The sequence below is a fragment of the Ornithinibacillus jepli genome, assembly GCF_047228935.1.
Classification (GTDB): Bacteria; Bacillota; Bacilli; order Bacillales; family Amphibacillaceae; genus Ornithinibacillus.
In genome coordinates, this window is the sequence record NZ_JBFEGG010000001.1 from 851,229 (window position 1) to 876,415 (window position 25,187).

Genomic DNA, 25,187 nt, shown 5'->3' on the forward strand with positions numbered 1-25,187 from the left:
GGGGTGAGAATATGGCTAGACAACAACCACAATTAACCGGTAAACAAAAAGCTGCAATTCTCTTAATCTCTCTAGGACCAGATGTTTCAGCACAAGTTTATAAACACTTAACAGAAGAAGAGATTGAGAGATTAAGTCTTGAGATATCGTCCGTAAAAAAAGTAGATGCAGGTATGAAGGAAGATGTCTTAGAACAATTTCACCAAATCGCACTTGCTCAAGATTATATATCACAAGGTGGTATTGGCTATGCAAAAACAGTCCTTGAGAAGGCATTCGGCGAGAGTGAAGCAAGTAACATTATTAATCGCTTAACTTCTTCTTTACAAGTAAGGCCGTTCGACTTTGCTAGAAAAGCCGATCCGCAGCAAGTATTGAATTTCATTCAAAATGAGCATCCGCAAACTATTGCTCTAGTGCTATCCTATTTGGATCCAGAGCAAGCGGGTCAAATCTTATCAGCTTTGCCACAGGAAATGCAAGCAGATATTGCAAAACGTATCGCGACGATGGATTCTACATCTCCAGAAATTATTAGTCAAGTAGAAGAGGTACTGGAACGAAACATAGCTTCTTCCTATACAGAAGATTATACGCAGACAGGTGGTATTCAAACTGTCGTCGAAGTATTAAATGGCGTAGATAGAAGTACGGAAAGAACTATTCTTGATGCATTAGAAATTCAGGATCCAGAACTTGCCGACGAGATTAAAAAACGTATGTTTGTCTTCGAAGATATTGTTATCCTTGATAATCGTGCGATACAGCGAGTTATTCGTGAGGTAGAAAACGAAGACTTACGCTTAGCGCTTAAGGTATCTAGTGATGAAGTGAAAGATATTGTGTTTAAGAACATGTCACAACGTATGGCTGAGACGTTTAAAGAAGAAATGGAATTCATGGGTCCAGTTAGACTACGGGATGTAGAAGAAGCACAATCACGTATTGTGGCAATTATAAGAAGACTTGAAGATATTGGCGAGATTGTAATAGCTCGTGGTGGAGGAGACGATATCATTGTCTAATACCGAGTCTAGTTTGAAGAAAGTTATACAACTTAAACAGATCCAAAGACCAGTAGTAGAAGAACCGGTTAACTACGAAGCCCAATTACAATTAGAACTAAGCAAGCTAAAAGAAGTTAAAAACGAATTGGAAGCAATAAAAAAAGAACGAGAAAGTATGATAGCAGATACAGAGAACCAAATTCTACTAGCAAAAGAAAATTGGGAGCAAGAAAAGATTCAGTTGATTGAACAAGCAAAACAAAAAGGTTATCAAGCTGGCTTTGAACAAGGTAAAAATGAAAGTCTAGAACAATTTTCTCACCTAATTACCCAAGCAAACGGGATAATAAATGATGCAAAGAAAGATTACCTAGTAACGGTTGAAAAAAGTGAGGAAACGATTCTAAAACTTGCTGTCCATGTAGCAGAAAAAATCATGAGGCAACAATTAGCTGATAACCCAGAATTCTTTGTACCTATCGTAAAAGAAGCTATTTCATCCATAAAAGATCAACGAGAATTATCCATCTATCTGCATCCAGATAATTATGAATCTGTACTTTCGCAAAAGAGTGAGTTAGAAAGAATACTCGACTCAAGGGCAAACCTTTCTATTTATTTAAATGAAGCATTAGAGAAAGATAGTTGTTTGATTGAGCATCCATTTGGAAAAATAGATGCTAGCATCCATACACAACTTAATAAAATACACCAAGTTTTATATGAAATTGTAATGGAGCAAAAAGAATGAAGCTAGAAAACTACTTTAATGCGATAGAGGAAGCCGATGTTTATAAACGGTATGGAAAAGTTCAACGGGTCGTCGGGATTATGATTGAATCTGTTGGTCCAGCTGCTAATATTGGAGAGGTTTGTTACATTCATCCAAATTTATCCAATAAGAAAAAGCCAGTACTAGCAGAAGTAGTTGGATTTAACAATGAGAATATTATTCTCATGCCTTACAATGAAGTATCTGAAATTGGGCCAGGCTGTCTTGTTGAATCAACTGGAAAACCATTAACGGTCAAGATTGGTAGGAGTTTAATTGGTAACGTAATTGATTCTTTAGGAAAACCATTAGACGATTCCGAATTACCGAAAGGGTTATCCAATTATTTAACGGAACAATCACCACCTAATCCAATGTCTCGGCCAACAATAACCGAACCTATCCAAGTTGGAGTAAAGGCAATCGATTCGATGCTTACAGTAGGACAAGGACAACGTATTGGGTTATTTGCAGGTAGCGGAGTTGGAAAAAGCACACTACTTGGTATGATTGCAAGAAATAGTAAGGCGGACATTAACGTAATTGCGCTTATAGGAGAGCGTGGGCGAGAGGTTAGAGAATTTATAGAGAAGGACCTTGGACAAGAGGGTTTAAGTAAGTCCATTCTTGTTGTAGCTACATCTGATCAGCCAGCTTTAATGAGGATTAAAGGAGCTTACACAGCAACTGCTATTGCGGAATACTTCAGGGACCTTGGATTAAACGTTAACCTTATGATGGATTCCGTTACTCGTGTAGCGATGGCCCAAAGAGAGATTGGATTAGCAACTGGTGAACCTCCTACAACTAAAGGGTATACACCTTCTGTTTTCTCTATCTTACCAAAGCTACTAGAACGAACCGGTACAAATAATAATGGTTCGATTACTGCTTTTTATACGGTATTAGTAGACGGCGATGATATGAATGAACCAATTGCCGATACAGTTCGGGGGATATTAGACGGACATTTTGTCATGGATCGTAAATTAGCAGAACAAGGACAATATCCAGCAATAAATATTTTGAAATCTATCAGCCGGGTAATGAATCAAATTGTATCAAATGAGCATCAGGATCTTGCCCAACAGGCTAGAGCATTAATAGCTAAATATGAGGAAAATAAAGATTTGATTCAAATTGGTGCGTATAAAAGAGGCACAGACCATGAGATTGATAGAGCTATCTCTTACTATCCAAAACTAATGTCATTCTTAAAACAAGATGTTTTTGAGAAGTTATCATTTGAAGAAACTATTGATAGTTTAAAAGTAGTGCTAAATGGGGGTAGTTGAACATGGCAGGAACTCAAGTCTTAACTAAAATACTTGATATTCGTGAGAAAGAGAAAAAGGATGCTCAGCTTGCTTATCGTAGATCTGTAGATATCTTTGAAGATATTGGCACGAAACTTTTTAATCTATTACAGAAAAAGGAAAAGGCAGAAGAAGCATATGAAGAAGCGTTAAGCTCAAATATGCATATTGAATTCATTCAAGATCAGTTAGCATACATGGAACGATTAAAAAGGGAAATAGAGGAGCTACAAGTTCAAGTTCAACAAGCAAGGGCCAATATGGAGTCTAAGCAATGGATCCTTTCAGAAGCACATATCGAAACAAAAAAGTTTGAAAAGATAATTGAATTTCGTACTAATGAAACAGTAAATCAACAAAAACAGAGAGAAGAATCATTTATGAATGAAATATCCATTCAACAATATTTAAGTCACAAAAATAGGTGAGTTCAAAAATGGCGAAACAAAGAGTGATGGAAGAAAAAGAGAAAATGAACCCTTTTCTATGGTTCCTATTTGCCATAGTAATTCCTGTTATTATCGCAATTACTTTAACTGCTATCGTATTAGCAATGGCTGGGGTAAACGTAGTTGATTGGGCGAAGAATACAGGAAATAATATTCCGGTAATCTCTTCATTTATTACAACAGATGAGGAAGCTAGTCAGATAAAGGAAGAGGAAGATATCCAGTCTAGATTTGATAAGAAGGATGCGGAAATTGATGAATTGACCCAGGAAAAATTGACCTTGGAAAATACGATTGAACAATTAGAACAAAAAATTGCCAAATTAGAAAGAGATTTGGATGTAGCCACAAATCAATCGGAAAAAGACGAATCATCTGAAACAATTAATCAAATTTCAAGCTCGTTTAAGGAAATGAAAAATAAACAAGCAGCATCTATCCTGGAACAATTAGACACAGGAGCTGCCTTTATTATATTAAGTGATATGACTAGTGAGGATCGCGGCTTAATTATGGAGAACATGGACCCTGAAAAAGCGGCTGAGATTACCAAACGTTTTATAAACCAATAAGTGCATTTACTTTGAAAGGGGGTGAATATATGAATGCGATCGCAATGCTTGGGGCTTTAGTTCCATCCATAACAACAACAACAATGAAAAATGCAAATTCGCGTAATGCTTCCCCTTTGTTTGCGATGCTATTGCAACAACATGGAAATCAAGGTGGAGAGGCAACATTAGTACAAGTAAATGATTCCGATAATGGTTCTACGAATCTATTAGAACTATTAGCGAGTATGGATACAAATATTAGTAGATTGTTATTAAATTCGAACTCGCAATCTTTGGAATCTAAAGATATTGATCATACATTTATGGATATCGAGTCTTTATTAAGAAATATTGAAAGCTTAGACGTTAATATGGAATCTTTAGTAAAAAGTCTTCGTGATTTGGTAAAGTTAGAGGATTATGGTATTAATCCAAGTACCTTACAAGAGTTAAATTTTAATTCTGAGGAGACTTTAACTATTCTAAGTAAGATAGAAAATGACCTTAAAGAACCAATCCAACTAGATCAAAATGTTCGAATGCAGGAAACATTACAGCAAATATTTACTAATTTTGAAAGTTTACTATCACTAGCAAATACGAAGGATGAGCTTAAAAAAATAGCTCCTCAGATTTTAAACTTATTAAAGCAATGGACTGCTATTCAAAAAAACTTAGAGAATTTTAAAGGTACCCAAGGAAAAGGTATTGAGCTTAGTGATATCAAGATAAATCAAGTATGGAAAGATATACTTGTTGCTTATCAAAACCGAAATTCGCTCACTACTAAACAAATCTATCATTCTAATTCTCAGGTTACGGCAAAAGACGTCGTGAAATGGCTAGAGAATGCCCTGCAAAATCAAGAGGGTATCGATAAAATGATGTCCATTCAACAAAATAGTTTTCAAAGTAATACAGTAATGCCCAAGTTGGAACAATATGTCATTTTTATGAACCAAGCACAGAGTGGACAATCCGTAGACCAACAACTCATTGATCAGTTCCAACAAGTAATGAAAACTAGTAAGTTTCTTTCTATGCCGAATGGTATGAATCAATTGTCCATTGCACTCAGACCAGAAAATCTCGGGGAAATGATGGTGCGATTAATAGAAGTTAATGGTGAAATGACAGTGAAAATTGTTGTTAGTACCCAGGCGGCAAAAGATATGCTTGAATCCAATATTGGACAACTGAAGCATATGTTTTCACCACAGCAAGTCGTTATTGAACGACAAGATCTAGCCGGGGGACAAGGTCAACCACAAACAAAGCAACATGACGAACAATCACTTCAAGGTCAAAATCAAAGCCAATCCAATGAATCAGACCAACAACAGGAAAGTAATAACAGTGGAGAAAACTTTGAGGCTCAGTTAGAAGAATTGATTCAAAACATGGAAGGGTAGGTGAAAATAGTGCCAACTATAGATCCTTCGTTATACTTGAAAAATCAACCACAGACAAGAGGGGTTCCGGATAGTAACCTTGGGAAGGATGATTTTTTAAAAATTTTAATGACGCAAATTCAAAATCAAGACCCAACGAATCCGATGGACGACCGTGAATTTATTTCACAGCTAGCTCAATTCTCATCTTTAGAGCAAACGATGAATATGGCAAATGCTATCCAAGGATTAGTTCAAAGCCAACATGTTAACCCTATCGTGCAACATAGCCATCTTATTGGTAAAACTGTCACTTATCAAAATTATGACGAAGAAACTGAGAAATGGCTACCTAAGCAAAGCAGTGAAGTGATAGGAGTTAGCCAAGTCGATGGATATGCAATACTGGAATTAGCTAATGGTGAAAGTGTATATGCAGATTTTATACTTGAAATTAAGGATACGAATGCAAGTAATGAGAGTCCAGAAGATGGAATAGTAGATGAAGAAACTGAATAATAGGGTCTGAAATAAAGGAAGTGAAATTTATGGATCATCGGATTCATCAGGTACCTAGTAAAGCCTTACAGTTTCCCTCGTCACATAAGCCAAAAAATGTTCAAGGTGTAGATTTTAAATCGATTTTAAAAGAGCAACAAGAACTAAAAGTTAGCAGACACGCTAATGAAAGGCTCCAAGAACGAAATATTTTCTTGAACAAAAAGCAGTGGCAACTTATTAGTGATAAAGTGAGTGAGGCTAAGCAAAAAGGAGTTACCGATTCACTTGTTCTGATGAATAACACAGCACTACTTGTAAGTGCAAAAAATAATACTGTGGTAACTGCAATGAATTTAGAGGAAGCTTCAAATCGAGTTTTCACAAATATTAACGGAACAATTTTAATTAACGAATAGGCTGGACCCTTATGGGAGGCCAATAGCTGTTGACCGATTGATACAGCTACATAATACCAAAAAAGGGGAGAACTAAATTATGTTACGTTCAATGTATGCAGGTATTTCTGGAATGAAAAACTTCCAAACAAAATTAGATGTGATTGGTAATAACATCGCCAATGTTAATACTTCAGGTTTCAAAAAAGGCCGTGTAACGTTCCAAGATATGATGAGTCAGATGACTTCAGGCGCACAAGGTGCTACAGCAACTCGAGGTGGGGTAAACCCAGCACAAGTTGGTTTAGGATCTCAATTAGGTTCCATTGACAATATTCATACGCAAGGTTTCCGTCAAACTACTAATAATCCTTTGGATTTTGCATTAGAGGGAGACGGGATGTTTATAGTGGCAAGTGGTGGTCTAACCGGAGATACTTTTAATATGGATAATGCAAATTTATCATATACTCGTGCAGGGAATTTTTATTTAGACGAGAATGGTTACATTGTAAATCCACAAGGTTTATATCTAGTTGGAGCTGGTGCAGATGCTGATGGTACTATTCCAACAGATGGAACAACCAATACACCAAGCACTTATGTTCGATTACAAATACCGGAAGATGCACAAAGTTTTAGTGTTCAATCAAATGGTATAGTAAACTATGTTGATCAAACTGGTGAAACCCATGTTGCCGGGCAAATTGCCTTAGCGAATTTTTCAAACCCTGCTGGCCTACAAAAGGCGGGAAGTAACCTCTTTTTGGCAAGCGAAAACTCTGGAGAAGCTGTTAGAGTATTACCAGAGACTGGAGGTACAGGATCAATAGTCAGCGGTGCATTAGAAATGTCAAACGTTGACCTCTCAGAAGAATTTACCGAAATGATTACTGCTCAACGTGGTTTCCAAGCTAACACAAGAATTATTACAACTTCAGATGAAATCCTACAAGAACTCGTTAACTTAAAACGATAATAGGGAGGTAGGTTGATGTCTTAAGGAGGGACTTCTCCCTCCTGGATATCTTCTTCCAATATTATGATTAAACTGAAACGATTAAACGGTGAAACCTTTACATTAAACGCTTTTATGATAGAACAAATTCAATCTTATCCAGATACGACCATTACCCTAATCAATGGGAAGAAAGTTGTTGTGAAAGATTCCGAAGTAGAAGTAACTGAACTTATAACATCTTATTATAAGAGAATAGGTATTATACATTCACTAAGTGAGGTGGGGAATACAAGTGAATAAATTTGTCAAAACAATGCTATTATCATTAGTTATCATTATTTTAATCGGTGTTGTCGCTGCAGTCGTCGTTTTAAATGTTCTAGATAAACGAGATAAGGATGAAGAACAATCTATTGATGAGATTGTAGAGTATTCATATCAAACTCCTGAAATAACAACCGACCTTAGTGATGGTAGTTTTGTACGTATACAATTTCAAATCATAACGGATGGTAAGGATGCAAAGGAAGAGATTGCAAAACGTGATTTCCAAGTTAGAAACATACTTATCAAAGAGTTAGCAACAATGGATGAGGAAGCCTTTAAATCAGGTCTTTCTGAAGTTGAGGATATCTTGAAATTAGAACTAAATAAAGTAATGACAGAAGGATCGATTCAAGAAGTATATACAATTAACAAAATTTTACAGTAGAAAAATTATACTCCGATATGGAGGTGAGTATCTTTGGCAGATGAAGTTCTTTCGCAAAACGAAATTGACGCCCTTTTATCAGCATTAACAACTGGAGATATGGATGCAGAAGAACTGAAAAAAGAAGAAAGTGAAAAACGAGTTCGTGTTTATGATTTTAAACGTGCTCTCAGATTTTCAAAGGACCAAATCCGAAGTATCGGTAGAATTCATGAAAATTATGCAAGGTTACTTACAACTTTATTTTCTTCGCAGCTCAGAACATATGTAAATATTACGGTTGCATCAGTTGACCAAATCCCATACGAAGAATTTATTCGCTCTATTCCTAAAGTAACTGTGTTAAATCTCTATAACGTTTCCCCTTTAGACGGGAGAATTATTATGGAAGTTAACCCGAACATAGCTTATGGAATGCTTGATAGATTGCTAGGTGGGAGAGGGGATTCTATTAATAAGATAGATAATTTAACGGAAATAGAGACCATATTAATCTCTCAATTGTTTGATAAAGCAACTGTAAGTCTTAAAGAAGCTTGGGCGTCATTAATTGATATAGAACCTGTATTGGAAGATATGGAAATTAATCCGCAATTTTTACAGTTAGTTTCACCAAATGAAACAGTAGTGGTTGTTTCACTAAATACAGCTATTGGGGAAGTTAGTGGTATGATTAATATTTGCATACCGCACATTGTTCTTGAACCGATCATCTCAAGGTTATCGGTACAATATTGGATGCAAACTACTACTAAAAAGCGAGATCCAGAAGCAGCTGATAAATTAGCAAAAAATATTGAGAGGGTAGAAGTAGATGCAAAAGCGATTCTTGGAGAAACTTTGATGAGTATTCAGCAATTTTTAGATTTAAGTTCCAATGATGTAATTGCATTAAATCGTCCAATAGATCAACCATTAGTTTTAAAAATAAATGATGAGCCTAAATTCCATGTACAACCTGGTAAATACAAAAATAAATTGTCTGTTCAGGTGTTGGAAGAAATAAAGGAAGGAGTTGAAGAAAATGAATGATGGAATGCTTTCCCAGGATGAAATCGATGCTCTATTAAATATAGGTGCTGATGATTCCGAAGAAAATACAAATGAAACAGAACATAATTCTATTGATATGAATGAGTATCTTTCATCGATAGAAATAGATACGCTAGGTGAGATTGGGAACATTTCATTTGGAAGCTCTGCAACTACGCTTTCAACTCTACTAAATCAAAAGGTAGAAATTACGACGCCAACTGTATCTATTATTTCTAGAGATAAGGTAGAAGAAGCATTTCAATTTGAACATGTAAATGTTCAAGTCAATTATGTAGAAGGTTTTACAGGTAAGAATGTCCTTATTATTAAAAAAGAAGATGCCCAAGTGATTTCAGATGTAATGCTAGGTGGTAATGGTCTTGGACCTTTTGGAGAGCTTAACGAAATTCATTTAAGTGCTGTTCAAGAAGCGATGAATCAAATGATGGGAGCAGCAGCAACAAGTATGTCAACGGTGTTTGAAAAACGAGTTGATATCTCACCACCATCGATAACACAATCTAACGTTGCAGAAGAGGCTGAAGAAGGAGAACCAGATGTATATGTAAAAGTTTCCTTCCAACTTAAAGTTGGCGATCTAATTGACTCTAATATTATGCAATTAATGCCAGTGCCTTTTGCAAAACAATTAGTTGCTGAATTACTAAATAATGATCAACAGAGCCGAACAGAATCAGCGGTTGCTGTAGAACATTTAGATGAAACAATTGTTTACCAAGAAGAGTTATCACAAAATTCAAATCTTGAGCAATCTCTAATTCAAGAAACTAGCCCTGTTCACGCAGTTGGTAGAACGAGCGAGCCACAGATGATTGGTAATTCAATGATTCAAAACAAATCTAATATTCAACAAGCTGAGTTTTCAAATTTTGAACATCAAGAACCAACTGTCAGTCAGCCAAGAAATCTAGACATGTTACTTGATATTCCATTAAAAGTAACAGTTGAACTAGGAAGAACTAGAAGAAGTGTTAAAGATATTTTAGATTTAACGAGTGGGTCTATTATTGAATTAGATAAACTAGCTGGTGAACCAGTAGATATTTTAGTAAATGAAAAATTGATAGCACAAGGTGAAGTAGTAGTAATTGATGAAAACTTTGGAGTTCGGGTGACGGATATCATTAGTCAATCTGACCGACTATTGAAGCTGAAATAATCATACTAGGAGGAATTAGACATGAGTAAACGCATCTTAATCGTAGATGATGCAGCTTTTATGCGAATGATGATCAAGGATATTTTATCGAAAAATGGTTTTGAAGTAGTTGGTGAAGCGCAAGATGGACAACAGGCAGTTGAACTGTATCAAGAGCTTAACCCAGACTTGGTTACAATGGATATTACAATGCCAGAAATGGATGGGATATCTGCTTTGAAGAAGATTAAAGAAGCTAGCCCAAATGCGAAAGTAATTATGTGCTCTGCTATGGGACAGCAAGCAATGGTAATTGATGCAATTCAAGCCGGAGCTAAAGACTTTATTGTAAAACCTTTCCAAGCGGACCGTGTAATTGAAGCTATCCAGAAAGCATTGGATTAAGAAAAGGTGAGAACCTTGGGAAAGAAAAGTTGTTTGGGGATTCTTTTTGGTTTGTTACTATTCCTATTAGTTTCCCCTTCAAATGTTTACGCTGATGGAGATAAAGTTAGTGATTGGTATGATAATGAAAACGATTCTGAGCAAGAATTAGATGGTTCTGATACTAATAGTCCTGATAATAGTAATCAACAACCTGTTAGTGAAGTATCAGAAAATGGCTCTTTAGCTTTTGACTTAGTAAAAATGGTTTTTGCTTTATTTCTTATATTAGCGTTGATTTATTTATTGTTAAAGTTTTTAAGTAAACGTAACAAGCTTTTCAATCAAGTAAAAACGCTTGAAAATCTTGGTGGTATATCTGTTGGACCGAGTAAGTCCATTCAAGTTATTCGAGTTGGTGGCAAACTTTACCTTATAGGAGTAGGAGAGAATGTCCAACTTCTTGAAGAGATAGTAGATGAGGGAATGAAAGAAGAGATACTATCTAGTTATCAGGAACAAGCTGATTTCAAACCAGAAAAGATCCTTTCATTATTTCAAAGTAAAAATAATCAAGCGACTGAAAAAACGGATAATGCTAACCAAAACTTTAAAAATCTTTTTTCTAACGAACTAGAAAAGTTAAAGCAAAATAGAAGGAATTTAATGAATAAACATACCGAGAAGGAAGATAACCATGAATGAATTTATCGATATGTTTTCTAGTTCAGATCCAACAAATGTTTCGACATCCATAAGATTAATTCTATTGCTTACGATTTTCTCTTTAGCACCTGGAATATTAATCTTGATGACGAGTTTTACGAGAATAGTTATAGTTCTTTCGTTTGTCAGAACATCACTTGCAACGCAGCAAATGCCACCAAATCAGGTGTTAATTGGACTAGCACTATTTCTAACATTTTTTATAATGGCACCTACATTTAGTGAAGTTTATGAACAAGGATTGCAACCTCTTTTTAACGAGGAAATTTCACTTGATGAAGCGTATGATCGGGCTAGCGAACCAATTAAAAGTTTTATGGCAAAGCATACAAGGCAAAAAGATTTAGCACTATTTTTAAGCTATGCACAAGTTGAAACACCGGAATCTATACAGGAAATACCACTAACCGCACTTGTACCAGCTTTTGCAATCAGTGAATTAAAAACAGCATTTCAAATGGGTTTTATGATCTTCATTCCATTTCTAATTATCGATATGGCAGTTGCAAGTATTCTAATGTCGATGGGGATGATGATGTTACCACCTGTCATGATTTCACTACCATTTAAAATATTACTTTTCGTTATGGTAGATGGATGGTATTTAATTACTCATTCATTATTGTCTGGGTTCTGAGGAATTTGGAATAAGTAAAAGGAGGGTGTTTAGGAATTGAGTAGTGAATTTGTATTATCTTTAGCAGAAAAAGGCATTTATACGATACTTTTAATAACAGGTCCACTGCTTATTTTGGCACTCGCTGTTGGTTTACTTGTTAGTATTTTTCAGGCAACCACACAGATTCAGGAACAAACCCTTGCTTTTATTCCTAAAATTGTAGCTGTTTTAGTCGGTTTATTATTTTTCGGTCCATGGATGCTAACAACTTTGATAGAATTCACGGCTGATTTATTTCAAAATTTAAATCGGTTTGTAGGGTAAACGATGATAGAATTAATTAATTTAAATAGTTTTCCTATCTTTTTGCTTATTTTAGTACGAGTATTAGGGTTCTTTGTCACAATGCCTTTATTATCTTATCGAACTATTCCATTACCCTTTAGGATTGGAATAAGTGTGTTTTTAGCCTTTATTATGTTTTACACAGTTGATGCAGCTGCGATTGAAATTGATGAAGTGTATTTCTTTTTAATTATTAAAGAAGCACTTGTCGGAATTTTGGTAGGTCTAATAGGCTATATTATTATTTCTGCCGTACAGGTTGCTGGTGGGTTTATAGATTTTCAGATGGGGTTTGCCATTGCCAATGTTATGGATCCTCAAACCGGTGCACAAAGTCCGATAACAGGGCAATATTTTTATATAATAGCTTTACTATTTTTATTATCGGTTGATGGTCATCATTTGTTAATAGACGGAATTGTAAATAGTTATACATTTATTCCATTAGACACTTTTATTCCATTTCAAAATGGTAGTATAGCAGATTTTGTTATTAAGGCATTTAATAATATGTTTCTTATAGCTTTCCAAATATCAATACCTATAGTTGGTTGCTTATTCTTAGTGGATGTAGCACTTGGGATAATAGCTAGAACGGTTCCCCAGTTGAATGTTTTTGTAGTTGGGTTACCATTAAAAATATTAGTAAGTTTTGTAGCTATTCTAGTTTTCTTAAGTCTTTATATCGTTTTAGTTAAAAATTTATTTAGTTACATGTTTGAAGTTATGCAAGGACTTATGACTTTATTTGGAGGTGCTTAATTTGCAATTGACATTGGATCTCCAATTCTTTGCCGGGGAGAAAACAGAAAAAGCAACTCCAAAAAAACGAAATGATGAGCGGAAGAAAGGAAGAGTAGCAAAAAGTCAAGATGTAAACACAGCTTTCTTATTAATGTTCGTTTTGGTGATTATGGCAGTATTTGGAAGTTTTATGAAGGATAGTATGCTTGCCTTGTTTCAACATACGTTTACAGAATTTATTCATTGGAACTTAACAGAAAAAACTGTATTTGCAATTTTTACAGAAAGTATGATTGAATTTGCCAAAATAGTTGGACCAGTCATGCTCATAGCGATTATAGCTGGTGTTACTTCCAATTTAATGCAAGTCGGATTTTTATTTACGACAGAACCGTTAAAATTCGATTTGAAGAAGATTGACCCAATTCAAGGAGCTAAACGTATTTTTTCGCTTCGTGCAATAGTGGAACTATTAAAATCCTTACTCAAAATAGTATTAATTGGTGCCATTACGTTTTTTATCATCTGGTTATTTAAAGATGATATGTTAATGGTAGCCTTTAAAAATGCAGATGGTGCAATGGCATTTTTCTCAAGAGTAACATTAATAATGGGGATTGCAGCAACAGTAGCTTTACTTTTGTTAGCAGTTTTTGACTACGCTTATCAAAAATACGACTTCGAAAAAAACATACGAATGTCAAAGCAGGATATTAAAGATGAATATAAGAATATTGAAGGAGATCCTTTGATTAAATCTAAAATAAAAGAAAAGCAAAGGCAAATATCAATGCGTCGTATGATGAGTGAAATTCCAAATGCAGATGTTGTAATTACAAACCCAACCCATTATGCCATTGCGATAAAATATGATGAAGAAAAAGCAAGTGCCCCTTATGTCGTTGCCAAAGGTGTAGATCACATTGCATTTAAAATAAGGGAAGTTGCTAAGGCAAATAATGTGACAACAGTTGAAAATCGACCATTAGCAAGATCTCTATATGCCTCAGTGGAAATTGGTGAGGTTGTACCAGAAGAATTTTACCAAGCGGTTGCTGAAGTACTAGCATATGTATATCGCATGGAGAAAAAAGTTTAAACCCTAAGGAGAGACTTCCATGAAACCCCGTGATTTATCCGTATTATTAGCCGTAATTTTAGTCATCGTCATGTTAGTCATCCCACTACCTGGATGGCTATTAAGTGTGTTCATCTTAATTAATATTATTCTTGCGTTAATTGTACTGTTAGTATCAATGAACACTCAGGAACCATTACAGTTTTCCGTTTTTCCAACCTTACTATTATTACTAACATTGTTTAGACTGGCATTAAATGTTTCCACAACTAGATCTATTTTAAGTAATGCTGACGCTGGTGGGGTAGTGGACACGTTTGGTTCATTTGTTATTGGAAATAGTCCGTTAGTCGGCTTTGTAGTTTTCGTCATTTTAGTAATTATAAACTTTTTAGTTATAACAAAAGGATCTGAACGTGTATCTGAAGTTGCAGCTAGATTCTCTCTAGACGCTATGCCAGGGAAGCAAATGAGTATAGACGCAGATTTGAATGCAGGACTTATTTCGGAACAAGAAGCAAAGGATAGAAGAAAAAAGGTAGAGAACGAAGCGGATTTTCACGGTTCAATGGATGGTGCGAGTAAGTTCGTTAAAGGAGATGCGGTTGCAGGAATTATTATCGTATTAATTAATATTTTCTTTGGTATTGTCATTGGCATGATGGACAAAGGATTCTCCTTTCAAGAAGCAATTGATACGTACATGAGACTAACGGTTGGTGACGGGTTAGTTAGTCAAATTCCTGCTTTACTAATATCTACAGCAACAGGTATTGTTGTTACTCGAAGTACTGCTACAGGAAATAATTTAGGAAGTGATGTAGCTGAACAATTACTCCAATACCCTAAGTTGTTATTCATTGCTGCCGGTACTATATTCTTATTAGGCCTTACACCGATTAACTTCTTTTTAACAACGATAATTGCTGGAGTATTGGCACTAGGTGCATACTTTATGATGCGAAAGCAAAAAGTACCAGTTGTAGCTGATGAAGAAGAGGAAGATCAGGTGGAAGGATCTGCTTTGAAAACACAGGAAAATGTTATTAACCTTCTTAGTATGGATCCAATCGAATTTGAATTTGGTTATGCACTTATACCATTGGTTGATGCAAAACAAGGCGGCGACTTATTAGATCGTGTCATAATGATTCGTAGGCAGTTAGCAATTGAACTTGGTATTGTAATTCCGGTAGTGAGGATTCGGGATAATATCCAATTAAATCCAAATGAATATCGTTTGAAAATAAAAGGAAATGAAGTAGCAAAAGGTGAAATTTTACTGGATCACTATTTAGCAATGACTCCGGACATGGATAATGATTTAATTGAGGGGATTGAAACTCAAGAGCCGGCATTCGGCCTACCAGCAAAGTGGATAAGTGAAGAAAATAAAGATGAAGCAGAGCTATCTGGATATACTGTTGTTGATCCCCCTTCAGTTGTATCAACTCATATTACGGAAATCATTAAACGTGAAGCACATACTTTACTAGGAAGACAAGAAACGAAAGAGTTAGTTGATCATTTAAAAGAAAGTTATCCGATTTTAGTAGAAGAGACAACACCAGATCCATTATCAATTGGTGATATACAGAAAGTTTTAGCGAAATTATTAAGAGAAAATGTTTCTATTAGAAATCTGCCAATAATATTTGAAACGTTAGCTGATTTTAGTAAGCTTACGAATGACCCCGAGTTATTAGGTGAATATGTAAGACAAGCATTATCTGCTCAAATAACGAAGCAATATGCAAACCAGGAAAATTCTTTAAAGGTAATAACCGTATCTGGAAAAGTAGAAAAGAAAATAGCTGAGAACATCCAATCAACGGAGCATGGAAATTATTTAGCATTAGATCCTGATACACAGCAGATGATAATAAAAGCTATTAGTGAAGAAGTAGAAAGATTAGCACTTCATGAAGAAAATGCAATTATTTTATGTTCTCCAGCAATTCGGATGTATTTGAAGCAATTGCTAGATCGTTTTTTACCTCAAGTCGTCGTATTATCGTATAACGAGCTAGAACCTACTGTACAAGTTCAAAGTGTTGGAGTGGTGAATGTAGCATGAAGGTAAAAAAATATGTAGCACCTACAATGCCAGAGGCAATGAATCAGGTTCGTAAAGAGTTAGGATCAGATGCAGTTATTTTAAGTTCTAAAGAAATCGAAGAAGGTGGATTTCTAGGCTTTTTTAAGAAAAGTAAAATAGAGGTAATTGCTGCGCTAGATAAAAGTCCTGTTAAACAAAAGCAAATTTCGAATGTGAAAATATCAGACGCAAGTCTTAAGCATGTTAATTCTAGTAGTTCAGTGGAATCAGACCTCATGAATGAAATAAAAAATATGAGAAAAATTTTAGAGAGTCAATCAACTCAGCAAAATATTCAACGTTTCTCTCTCGATTATCAAGTCGTATATCAGCATTTACTTGATCAAGAGGTAGATCAAGATTTAGCAGCCAACATAATTGAAAATGTTGTGAGTAAACAAAATGGTAATGATAACTCTATAGATACCCGAACCATTGCAAAGGAAGTAAAAATAGAAATTGAAACACGACTATCTGATTTGTCATTTGTTGGAATACCCAATAATGCTAAAATTATTCATTTTGTTGGTCCGACTGGAGTTGGTAAAACGACAACTATAGCAAAAGTTGCTGCAAACAGTATGTTACAAGATAAAAAGAAAGTAGCATTTATAACGATGGACACATACCGTATAGCGGCAATTGATCAATTAAAGACCTATGCAAAAATATTAAATACTCCTGTTGAAGTAGTTTATTCAGTTGAAGATTATAAAAACGCAATCGAAAAATTGAAAAGCTATGATTTAATTCTTGTTGATACAGCTGGTAGAAATTATCGTGATGAACAATTTGTAACGGAATTATCGAAGAACATATTATTCCAAGATAATGTAGTCAACTATTTAGTATTATCTTTAACAGCAAAACCTAAGGATGTTAAGGAAATTTACGATAATTTTCACCGAATAAATATTAAAGGTTTTATATTTACAAAAATAGATGAAACGACACAGTACGGTAGTTTAATTAACCTTCCGCTAATCCAAAAAGTTGATATTTCTTATTTGACTAACGGACAAGAAGTACCTGATAACATTTTGAAGCCAACAAAAGAATTCATTAGTAACTTATTAGTAGGTGATTTAATTGATTCATGACCAAGCAGAAAGTTTAAGAAGAAAGTTAGAGGAAGCTTCCAATACTACTATAGAGCAAGCTAAAACGATTTCTTTTGTTAGTGGAAAAGGCGGGGTTGGCAAATCGAATATTGCGGTTAATTTTTCACTTGAGCTTTGTAAACAAGGTAAAAAGGTTCTATTGGTTGATTTAGATATTGGAATGGGGAATGTAGAAATCCTTCTTGGATTACAAGCTAAAAGAACCATTGTGAATTTAATGCAGGAACAATTGCCTATTTATGATATTATGGAACTAGGACCAAATAATCTAATGTTTATTGCTGGTGGTACGGGATTATCAGATATTTTTTCCGTGGATAAGCAAATAACGAATTACTTTCTAGATCAATACAAAAAAGTATTACAGACGTTTGATTTTATTATTTTTGATATGGGAGCTGGAGCAACACAAGCAAGTATCGATTTTGTACTTGCTTCAGATGAATGTATTGTAGTAACTACTCCCGAACCGACATCTATTACAGATGCATATAGCATGATTAAGTATATTGCAAAACATAACAAGAAACTACCTATGTATGTGATATTAAATCGTTCCGACAACATAAAAAAAGGATTAACAACCGTAAAACGATTCCAAAAATTGATTGAACAATTTTTGCAAATCGATGTACAATTTCTTGGTGTAATACCAGAGGATAGGGCTGTATCAGCTGCCGTTATAAAACAAGCACCATTTACTATAGAGAATGGAAATTCGCGTGTTGCTCAATCTATAAAACAACTATCTGAAAATTACCTTAATAGACAAGTAGGAACGATTATCAAGGAATCTTCTACATTTGTTGAAAGGCTAAAAGGTCTATTAACTAATAAAGGAAGGTGAACATAATGATTCCCATTCGTGTAATCGTGATCGATGACTCGGCATTTATGAGGAAAATGATTACGGATATATTAGAGAGCGACAATCGAATCAACGTTATAGCAACTGCAAGGAATGGGGCGGATGGACTTAAGAAAATAAAAGAATTATCACCTGATGTTGTTACGTTAGATGTTGAGATGCCAGTTATGGATGGAATTACTGCCCTTACTTATATTATGAAAGAACATCCATTACCAGTCGTTATGCTCTCTAGCTTAACGAAAGAAGCCACAAACAGTACGTTACAAGCTATTACGAATGGTGCAGTAGATTTTATTACAAAGCCATCAGGTTCTATATCATTAAATATTGCCGATATTAAACAAGAGATTATTACTAAAGTAATTGCTGCCTCAGAAGTTGATGTTACTAAAAATTCCGAGAGTAGTGAAACACCTAATTTAGTTGCTACGAAACAACCATTTGCTAAGACGTTTATATTAGTAGGAACTTCAACTGGTGGTCCACGTGCATTACAACGATTAATAATGGATCTACCAAACGATTTTTCAAGTCCTATATTAATTGTACAGCATATGCCAGCCGGATTTACTAAGTCCCTTGCAGAGCGGTTAAATAATCTCAGCAACCTACATATTAAAGAGGCAACACATGGGGAAATCATAAAAGATAAAACGGTCTATATAGCACCAGGTAATTATCATTTGAAAATTAGAAAAGTAGGAACCAGCCACGCTATTGAACTAACGCAGGAGGAAGAAAGAGGCGGTCATAGACCTGCAGTTGATGTTCTTTTAGAGTCTGCTGCTGAAATTACAAGGGTTAACAAGATTGCTGTCATATTGACTGGCATGGGAAGTGATGGTTCAAAAGGAATTGAACGATTAAAGAAGCTTGATTCCGACACTATCATAATAGCTGAATCAGAAGAATCAGCTATTATTTATGGGATGCCAAAAGCTGCAATTAAAACAAATGCAGTTAATTATATAGTTCACTTACATCAAATGGGAGAAATGATTTATAAGCTAACCAATAAATCTGGGGGGATGTAGAATGGATACAACACAATATTTAGACGTTTTTATTGATGAAAGTAATGAACATATAGAAGTACTCTATAAAAAATTACTTGAATTGGAAAAATCGCCTAGCGAGAAAGCAATTATAGAAGAAATTTTTAGAGCAGCACATACATTAAAAGGGATGTCTGCAACAATGGGCTATAATGATCTTGCCACATTAACTCATACGTTAGAAAACGTTTTTGATGCTATTCGTTATGACCGTATCCAAGTTCAATCCGAAATGATTGATTTATTGGTTGATACTGTTGACCATTTAAATACAATGGTTGAAGATATAGCAAGTGGTGGAACTGGATCCCTAGATGTAACCGGAGTAGCGAGAAAGCTAGAAATGATTGAAAAAGGCAATTCGCTTCCAGAAGCTAGTAATGAAAAAGTAGTAGAGGCTGATTCTACTAATCTATCTAATGTATTTACTGACTTAGATGAATTTGAATTATCTATTCTTAATGAATCTAAAGAGCGTGGATTTGAAAACTACGAAATAACGGTAACGTTACGAGAAGATTGTTTATTAAAAGGTGCTCGAGTATTTATGGTTTTTGAAGTTCTGGAGCAGCTAGGGGAAGTAATTAAGTCTGAACCTTCTGTGAATGATTTAGAGGAAGAAAACTTCGAAAATACTTTTTCTGTTATTCTAGTATCAAGTCAAGACCAAAATGAAATCGCGGCAAAAATTAAAAAAGTATCAGAAATTGAAGAAGTTAAAGTAAATCATTTCTCAGTAAGTAAATATCGCGAGTCAATAGAAAATGAAGCATCTTCAAATCCGATTGAAGAGACTACTGTTTCAATCGTAGAAGCGAAGGAAGAAAAAAAGACGAAAGAACAAGAAACAACTAAAAGTACAAATAATAAAACGATTCGTGTTAATATTGAAAAACTTGACGTCTTAATGAATTTATTTGAGGAGTTAATTATTGACAGAGGACGCCTAGATCAAATTTCTTTAGATTTACAAAATGCGGATTTAAAAGAAACAGTAGAACGTATGGCTAGAATTTCAAGTGACTTACAAAATATTATTCTAACGATGCGTATGGTTCCCATTGATACTGTTTTTAGTAGATTCCCAAGAATGGTCCGTAAACTTGCAAGAGACTTAAATAAACAAGTAGATATTGAGATTGTAGGGGCTGATACGGAGTTAGACCGAACTGTAATTGATGAAATTGGGGATCCGATTGTCCACTTACTACGTAATGCCATCGATCATGGTGTGGAAACTCCAGAGGAAAGAAAACGCAAAGGCAAACCAGAGAAAGGTACCATTGAATTAAAGGCATATCATAGTGGAAATCATGTTTTTATTGAAATTTCTGATGACGGTGCTGGAATTAATAAGGAGAAAGTTTTACAAAAAGCAATTAAGAACGGTATTCTTAACGAACGTGATGTGGAAAGTTTAACGGATCAACAAGTCTATGAATTGATTTTAGAAAGTGGTTTTTCAACAGCTGATAAAATTTCAGACATTTCTGGTCGTGGTGTAGGACTTGATGTCGTCAAAAACACAATTGAATCTTTAGGTGGAAGTATTTCAATTGATTCAGAGCTTAATAAAGGGTCTGTATTTTCTATTCAACTACCACTTACTTTAACCATTATATCTGTATTACTAGTTGAACTAAATAAAGAGAAGTATGCGATACCACTTTCTTCTATTATTGAAACAGCAATTATTTCAAAAGACCAAATCCTTTCAGCGCACCATAAGAAGGTTATTGATTTCAGAGGAAAAGTAGTTCCTTTGGTTGATCTAAAAGATATCTTTGGTGTTGATAGCGAAGATAGTGATGACGAATATACTTCAATCGTCATTGTGAAAAAAGGTGAAAAAATGGCTGCATTAGTTGTAGATTCATTCATTGGACAACAAGAAATCGTACTAAAATCACTAGGTTCATATTTAAATAATGCTTTTGCAATTTCGGGAGCTACCATTTTAGGTGATGGAGAAGTTGCTTTAATCATAGATAGTAATGCAATCATTAAATAAGAGAATTTAATTCCTAAGGGGGAAGACGAAATGGCTAATGAAACAGCAACCGAAAAGAAAGTTATCGTATTTCAATTAAAAGATGAGGAATTCGCAGTATCTGTACAGCAAATTGGATCAATTGAGCGTATTCAACCAATCACTCGAGTACCAAATACAGCTGAATTTGTTAAGGGTGTAATCAATTTAAGAGGGGTAGTAACACCAATCATCGATCTTCGTTCACGTCTAGGAATCGAAGAAACAGCATATACGGATTCTACTCGTATTATTATTGTTAACTTAGAAGAAATGGAAGTTGGATTAATTGTTGATGCAGCAAATGATGTTATTGATATTTCAACAGATTCTATAGAACCTGCTCCTGAAGTGATTGGTGCAGTTAACGCTGATTATATTGAAGGTGTAGCAAAATTAGAAAATCGTCTACTAATATTATTAGACCTTAAGATGGTTCTAACGAATGAGGAAATTAGCGACTTAAAAAACGTAGAAGGTTAATAATATGAATTATGAACAACTTTCGCTTATTCAACTTGATGCGTTAAAAGAGATAGGTAATATTGGGGCAGGTAATGCAGCTACTTCCATGTCAAAACTAATTCATAAAAAAGTTGATATGGAAGTACCAAGTATCGACATCGTGGCATTTGATGAAGTTATGGAGATGGTTGGGGGTGCAGATAAGTTAATTGTCGGGATATTATTTCAAATACTTGGCGAAGCACCTGGTATGGTTTACCTTTTATTTTCTATTGAGGAAGCGGAAACGCTTATTAAGGAAATGACGAATAATGATGAGATCTCTTTATCTATTGATGGAGAGCAAAGTGAATTAGCTATCTCTGCGCTTCAAGAAGCAGGCAATATTTTAACAGGTTCTTATTTATCCGCTCTTTCTGATTTTACTAATATTAATATGCAGCCATCTATACCACATTTAAGTGTAGATATGGCCGGTGCAATTCTAACAGTAGGTTTACTACAAGTTTCGGAAGTGTATGATTTTGCAATTATAATCAACACTAAAATGAATGATGCAGGAGAAAAGCAAAAAGGGATAAACGGTCAGTTGCTATTACTTCCTTCTCCAGAATCATTTAATAAAATTTTTCAAGCCCTAGGAATACAGGGTTATGAATAATAATCAGACAGTAGTAAAGATAGGAATAGCGGATTTAAATATTGTTAAAGCGCCAGATGTCATCAGGACTTCTGGTCTTGGTTCATGTGTCGGCGTTGTCATTTATAATAAAAATAAAGAAATTGCAGGTATGGCACATGTGATGTTACCAGATTCCAGTCTAGGGAAGCAAGAAACATTAAATAAACATAAATATGCTGATACAGCTATAGATATTTTGGTAGAAATGTTACTAAATAATGGTTTACGAAAAAATCAATTACAAGCAAAAATCGCTGGTGGTGCGCAGATGTTTCATATTACTACTGAAAATGACATGATGCGTATTGGTAAACGAAATGTAGAAGCTGTTTTAAACAAGCTAGCTGAACATAATATTCCGGTGGTTTCATCTGATGTGGGTGGGAATTTTGGGCGTACAATAGAATTTGACCCACAAACTGGCCTTTTAAAAATACGGACGATTACAAAGGGTGAGCACGTCATCTAATCGTCGATGAACTATGTTAATTAAAAATAGGACAGGGAGGAGCACTTCGTTTTGAGTACAAAAATCTCTCCTCTAGAACAAGATTTATGGAATAAATGGAAAAACTATCAAGATAATGAGGCAGCTAATCAGTTAATCCAACACTACATGCACATAGTAAATTATCATGTTGAAAGAACAATGAGTCATTTACCAAGTAGTGTGTTGAAAGAAGATATAAGAAGTTTAGGATTATACGGGTTATATGATGCATTAAAAAAGTTTGATCTTGATAGAGATTTGAAATTCGATACATACGCCTCCTTTAGAATCCGAGGTGCTATTATTGATGGCTTAAGAAAAGAAGACTGGTTGCCAAGATCTATACGGGAAAAAACTAAAAAAATAGAACAGGTTACCCAGAGGCTAGAACAACTCTATAAAAGGGAACCTAGCTCCGAAGAAATAGCTATGGAATTAGATATGTCAGTACAGGATGTAGAAACATATGTAAGAGATGCGCTTTTTGCAAATATGCTATCCATTGAAGATAAACCAAAAGATGGTACAAGTGAACATAAAGAAGGAATTGGTTATTCTATACCAGATGATAAAAGCGTCCAACCAGATGAACATATTGTGAAAAATGAGCAGTATAAAGCTCTTGCAAATAGTATTAAAGGGTTAAAAGAAAATGAGCAACTAATTATCAGTCTTTTTTATCAAGACGGATTGACATTTACGGAGATTGGACAAGTTCTTGGATTAACAACATCTAGAATCTCTCAAATTCATAAAAAAGCAATTTTTAAATTACGTAATAATTTGAAAGAGGCTTTATAATGCCTATTTTAAAGGAGTAGCAAAGTTATGACCGAGCTAAGGCAATTTTTTAAAATAGCTACAACGAAGGACCGTATGATAGCCGAACTTCAATATACAGATGAATATCTGGTGAATCGTGATAGTGAAATTACAGTAGAATCCGTAACTAATTTACTTGCAGAACATAACATCGAATATGGTATACATCAAGAGAATATCCAACATTTAGCTTGCGGTATTCCTCTTGAAGATTTTCCGGTCCTAGTAGCCGAAGGGAAAGAACCCGAACCAGGAAAAGATGGCGAAATTCATTATGAAATTAATTTTAACCCCAAGGTAGAAAAAACAGATAATTGGAATTTTCGTGATGTCATGCTTATCCCATCAGTTAATGATGGTGATAAGCTTGCTGTCGTTACGCCACCTACCGAAGGGACAGTAGGTATTGATGTGTATGGTAATACTGTGCCTGCTAAACCAGGAAAACCCGCTAAACTCAACCCGGGTAAAAATGTCCGATATGAAGAGGAAAGTTTAGCATTTTATGCCGAGTGTGTTGGGCAAGCAAGTGTACAAGGTAATTTTATACATGTTCATCCAGTTTATGAAGTTACAGACACGTTATCAATGAAGGAAGGAAATTTAGATTTTATTGGAACGATTGTCATCAGAGGGGATGTTCCTTCCGGTTACCAAATAAACGCGGGTGGAGATGTTAAAATTTATGGTATGGTCGAGGCAGCCACCATAAAAGCAGAAGGGTCAATTTTTATATCAGAAGGATTATCTGGTCTTCAAAAAGGATATATTGAAGCGGGTGAAAGTATTCAGATTGGGTATATCAACCAAGGATTAGTCCATGCAGGGAAAAATATATATGTTGAAAACTCTATCCTTCATAGCGAATGTGTTGCTGGTAGTGAGTTAGTTTGCCAACGTGGTAGTATTATAGGTGGTCAGTTATCAGCGGGGGAATTAATTGAAGTTAAAAATGTCGGCAATTATATGAATACTAAAACAGAGCTAATTCTAGGACAAAGTCATAAAGAGTTAGTTCAAATTGAAGAACTTCAAAGGAAAAAGCAGGAAATACAAGATACTTTGGAGAAGTTATCTATTATTGGCAAAAAGTTATCGCTTACTCCTAATATAGAATCCAACCCCAAAATGATGGAAACACTCAAAAGACAAAAGGCTTCATATGAAAAAAATAAAGTTTTATTAGATACAATAGACGAGCAGTTGTCTGAGGTGACAAAAGAGTCTAATGAGAATCGTGCTAAATTAACGGTTACTGGAAATTTATACGGAAACACGATTGTAACTTTTGGTAAATATAAACGAGTAATTAGTACTGCTTATAAACAAGTAGAATTTGAGCTACTACGTAATGAAATCTTTATGCGTTCGTTCTAATCAAGTATGTTGAAATTAAAATCACATTT

The 25,187-nt window shown here is 34.8% G+C and carries 29 protein-coding genes; all 29 read left to right on the forward strand.

Features of this window, described 5'->3' with window-relative positions:
- The first annotated feature begins 11 nt into the window (after positions 1 to 11).
- The 29 genes from fliG to AB1K81_RS04565 all read left to right on the forward strand — a co-directional run bounded on the left by fliG (position 12) and on the right by AB1K81_RS04565 (position 25,158).
- Complete coding sequence (gene fliG, locus AB1K81_RS04425) at positions 12 to 1,025, forward strand: flagellar motor switch protein FliG (protein WP_412975437.1); 1,014 nt, start codon at positions 12 to 14, stop codon at positions 1,023 to 1,025.
- Positions 1,018 to 1,758, forward strand: a complete 741-nt coding sequence (gene fliH, locus AB1K81_RS04430) for a flagellar assembly protein FliH (RefSeq protein ID WP_412975438.1) — start codon at positions 1,018 to 1,020, stop codon at positions 1,756 to 1,758. Before fliG ends, fliH begins: the two co-directional genes overlap by 8 nt.
- Positions 1,755 to 3,074, forward strand: coding sequence for a flagellar protein export ATPase FliI (gene fliI / locus AB1K81_RS04435; RefSeq protein ID WP_412975439.1), 1,320 nt, complete (start codon positions 1,755 to 1,757; stop codon positions 3,072 to 3,074). The genes fliH and fliI overlap by 4 nt, the downstream gene beginning before the upstream one ends.
- Before the next feature lie 2 nt (positions 3,075 to 3,076).
- On the forward strand, positions 3,077 to 3,523 hold the full coding sequence (fliJ, locus tag AB1K81_RS04440) for a flagellar export protein FliJ (RefSeq protein WP_412975440.1): 447 nt from the start codon (positions 3,077 to 3,079) through the stop codon (positions 3,521 to 3,523).
- An 8-nt stretch (positions 3,524 to 3,531) separates the two neighbouring features.
- Positions 3,532 to 4,116, forward strand: a complete 585-nt coding sequence (locus tag AB1K81_RS04445; protein WP_412975441.1) for a MotE family protein — start codon at positions 3,532 to 3,534, stop codon at positions 4,114 to 4,116.
- A 29-nt stretch (positions 4,117 to 4,145) separates the two neighbouring features.
- Positions 4,146 to 5,510 (forward strand): flagellar hook-length control protein FliK, encoded by a 1,365-nt coding sequence (locus AB1K81_RS04450; RefSeq protein ID WP_412975442.1) that lies wholly within the window; start codon positions 4,146 to 4,148, stop codon positions 5,508 to 5,510.
- Between the two features lie 9 nt (positions 5,511 to 5,519).
- Entirely contained in the window at positions 5,520 to 6,008 is a 489-nt protein-coding gene (gene flgD / locus AB1K81_RS04455) for a flagellar hook assembly protein FlgD (protein ID WP_412975443.1), read from the forward strand.
- A 29-nt stretch (positions 6,009 to 6,037) separates the two neighbouring features.
- Complete coding sequence (locus AB1K81_RS04460; protein ID WP_412975444.1) at positions 6,038 to 6,406, forward strand: TIGR02530 family flagellar biosynthesis protein; 369 nt, start codon at positions 6,038 to 6,040, stop codon at positions 6,404 to 6,406.
- Positions 6,407 to 6,485: 79 nt separating this feature from the next.
- The gene (gene flgG / locus AB1K81_RS04465; protein ID WP_412975445.1) at positions 6,486 to 7,364 is read left to right on the forward strand and encodes a flagellar basal body rod protein FlgG; all 879 of its coding nucleotides are present in this window, start codon (positions 6,486 to 6,488) and stop codon (positions 7,362 to 7,364) included.
- Positions 7,365 to 7,427: 63 nt separating this feature from the next.
- A complete protein-coding gene (locus AB1K81_RS04470; protein ID WP_412975446.1) occupies positions 7,428 to 7,646 on the forward strand; it encodes a flagellar FlbD family protein in 219 nt (72 codons plus the stop codon).
- Complete coding sequence (fliL, locus tag AB1K81_RS04475) at positions 7,639 to 8,058, forward strand: flagellar basal body-associated protein FliL (RefSeq protein WP_412975447.1); 420 nt, start codon at positions 7,639 to 7,641, stop codon at positions 8,056 to 8,058. The genes AB1K81_RS04470 and fliL overlap by 8 nt, the downstream gene beginning before the upstream one ends.
- A gap of 33 nt (positions 8,059 to 8,091) precedes the next feature.
- Positions 8,092 to 9,090 (forward strand): flagellar motor switch protein FliM, encoded by a 999-nt coding sequence (fliM, locus tag AB1K81_RS04480; protein ID WP_412975448.1) that lies wholly within the window; start codon positions 8,092 to 8,094, stop codon positions 9,088 to 9,090.
- On the forward strand, positions 9,083 to 10,273 hold the full coding sequence (fliY, locus tag AB1K81_RS04485; protein WP_412975449.1) for a flagellar motor switch phosphatase FliY: 1,191 nt from the start codon (positions 9,083 to 9,085) through the stop codon (positions 10,271 to 10,273). The genes fliM and fliY overlap by 8 nt, the downstream gene beginning before the upstream one ends.
- A 21-nt stretch (positions 10,274 to 10,294) precedes the next feature.
- Entirely contained in the window at positions 10,295 to 10,657 is a 363-nt protein-coding gene (locus AB1K81_RS04490) for a response regulator (RefSeq protein WP_412975450.1), read from the forward strand.
- Positions 10,658 to 10,672: 15 nt separating this feature from the next.
- Positions 10,673 to 11,341 (forward strand): flagellar biosynthetic protein FliO, encoded by a 669-nt coding sequence (locus AB1K81_RS04495; protein WP_412975451.1) that lies wholly within the window; start codon positions 10,673 to 10,675, stop codon positions 11,339 to 11,341.
- Complete coding sequence (gene fliP, locus AB1K81_RS04500) at positions 11,334 to 11,999, forward strand: flagellar type III secretion system pore protein FliP (protein ID WP_412975452.1); 666 nt, start codon at positions 11,334 to 11,336, stop codon at positions 11,997 to 11,999. The genes AB1K81_RS04495 and fliP overlap by 8 nt, the downstream gene beginning before the upstream one ends.
- A 36-nt stretch (positions 12,000 to 12,035) precedes the next feature.
- The gene (gene fliQ, locus AB1K81_RS04505) at positions 12,036 to 12,305 is read left to right on the forward strand and encodes a flagellar biosynthesis protein FliQ (RefSeq protein ID WP_412975453.1); all 270 of its coding nucleotides are present in this window, start codon (positions 12,036 to 12,038) and stop codon (positions 12,303 to 12,305) included.
- A gap of 3 nt (positions 12,306 to 12,308) precedes the next feature.
- Entirely contained in the window at positions 12,309 to 13,088 is a 780-nt protein-coding gene (gene fliR, locus AB1K81_RS04510) for a flagellar biosynthetic protein FliR (RefSeq protein ID WP_412975454.1), read from the forward strand.
- A gap of 1 nt (position 13,089) precedes the next feature.
- Positions 13,090 to 14,169 carry a flagellar biosynthesis protein FlhB gene (flhB, locus tag AB1K81_RS04515; protein ID WP_412975455.1) on the forward strand — a complete coding sequence of 360 codons (1,080 nt, stop codon included), beginning with the start codon at positions 13,090 to 13,092 and terminating at the stop codon, positions 14,167 to 14,169.
- Between the two features lie 19 nt (positions 14,170 to 14,188).
- Positions 14,189 to 16,225, forward strand: a complete 2,037-nt coding sequence (flhA, locus tag AB1K81_RS04520; RefSeq protein WP_412975456.1) for a flagellar biosynthesis protein FlhA — start codon at positions 14,189 to 14,191, stop codon at positions 16,223 to 16,225.
- Positions 16,222 to 17,346, forward strand: a complete 1,125-nt coding sequence (flhF, locus tag AB1K81_RS04525; RefSeq protein ID WP_412975457.1) for a flagellar biosynthesis GTPase FlhF — start codon at positions 16,222 to 16,224, stop codon at positions 17,344 to 17,346. The genes flhA and flhF overlap by 4 nt, the downstream gene beginning before the upstream one ends.
- Positions 17,336 to 18,214, forward strand: a complete 879-nt coding sequence (locus AB1K81_RS04530) for a MinD/ParA family protein (protein ID WP_412975458.1) — start codon at positions 17,336 to 17,338, stop codon at positions 18,212 to 18,214. The genes flhF and AB1K81_RS04530 overlap by 11 nt, the downstream gene beginning before the upstream one ends.
- Before the next feature lie 5 nt (positions 18,215 to 18,219).
- Positions 18,220 to 19,272, forward strand: a complete 1,053-nt coding sequence (locus tag AB1K81_RS04535) for a protein-glutamate methylesterase/protein-glutamine glutaminase (RefSeq protein WP_412975459.1) — start codon at positions 18,220 to 18,222, stop codon at positions 19,270 to 19,272.
- Between the two features lies 1 nt (position 19,273).
- Entirely contained in the window at positions 19,274 to 21,304 is a 2,031-nt protein-coding gene (locus AB1K81_RS04540) for a chemotaxis protein CheA (RefSeq protein WP_412975460.1), read from the forward strand.
- Between the two features lie 30 nt (positions 21,305 to 21,334).
- Complete coding sequence (locus AB1K81_RS04545; RefSeq protein WP_412975461.1) at positions 21,335 to 21,805, forward strand: chemotaxis protein CheW; 471 nt, start codon at positions 21,335 to 21,337, stop codon at positions 21,803 to 21,805.
- Between the two features lie 4 nt (positions 21,806 to 21,809).
- Entirely contained in the window at positions 21,810 to 22,448 is a 639-nt protein-coding gene (locus AB1K81_RS04550; protein ID WP_412975462.1) for a chemotaxis protein CheC, read from the forward strand.
- Positions 22,441 to 22,938, forward strand: coding sequence for a chemotaxis protein CheD (locus AB1K81_RS04555; protein ID WP_412975463.1), 498 nt, complete (start codon positions 22,441 to 22,443; stop codon positions 22,936 to 22,938). Before AB1K81_RS04550 ends, AB1K81_RS04555 begins: the two co-directional genes overlap by 8 nt.
- A 51-nt stretch (positions 22,939 to 22,989) precedes the next feature.
- Positions 22,990 to 23,760 (forward strand): FliA/WhiG family RNA polymerase sigma factor, encoded by a 771-nt coding sequence (locus tag AB1K81_RS04560; RefSeq protein WP_412975464.1) that lies wholly within the window; start codon positions 22,990 to 22,992, stop codon positions 23,758 to 23,760.
- A 27-nt stretch (positions 23,761 to 23,787) separates the two neighbouring features.
- The gene (locus AB1K81_RS04565; protein WP_412975465.1) at positions 23,788 to 25,158 is read left to right on the forward strand and encodes a flagellar assembly protein A; all 1,371 of its coding nucleotides are present in this window, start codon (positions 23,788 to 23,790) and stop codon (positions 25,156 to 25,158) included.
- Positions 25,159 to 25,187 lie beyond the last annotated feature (29 nt).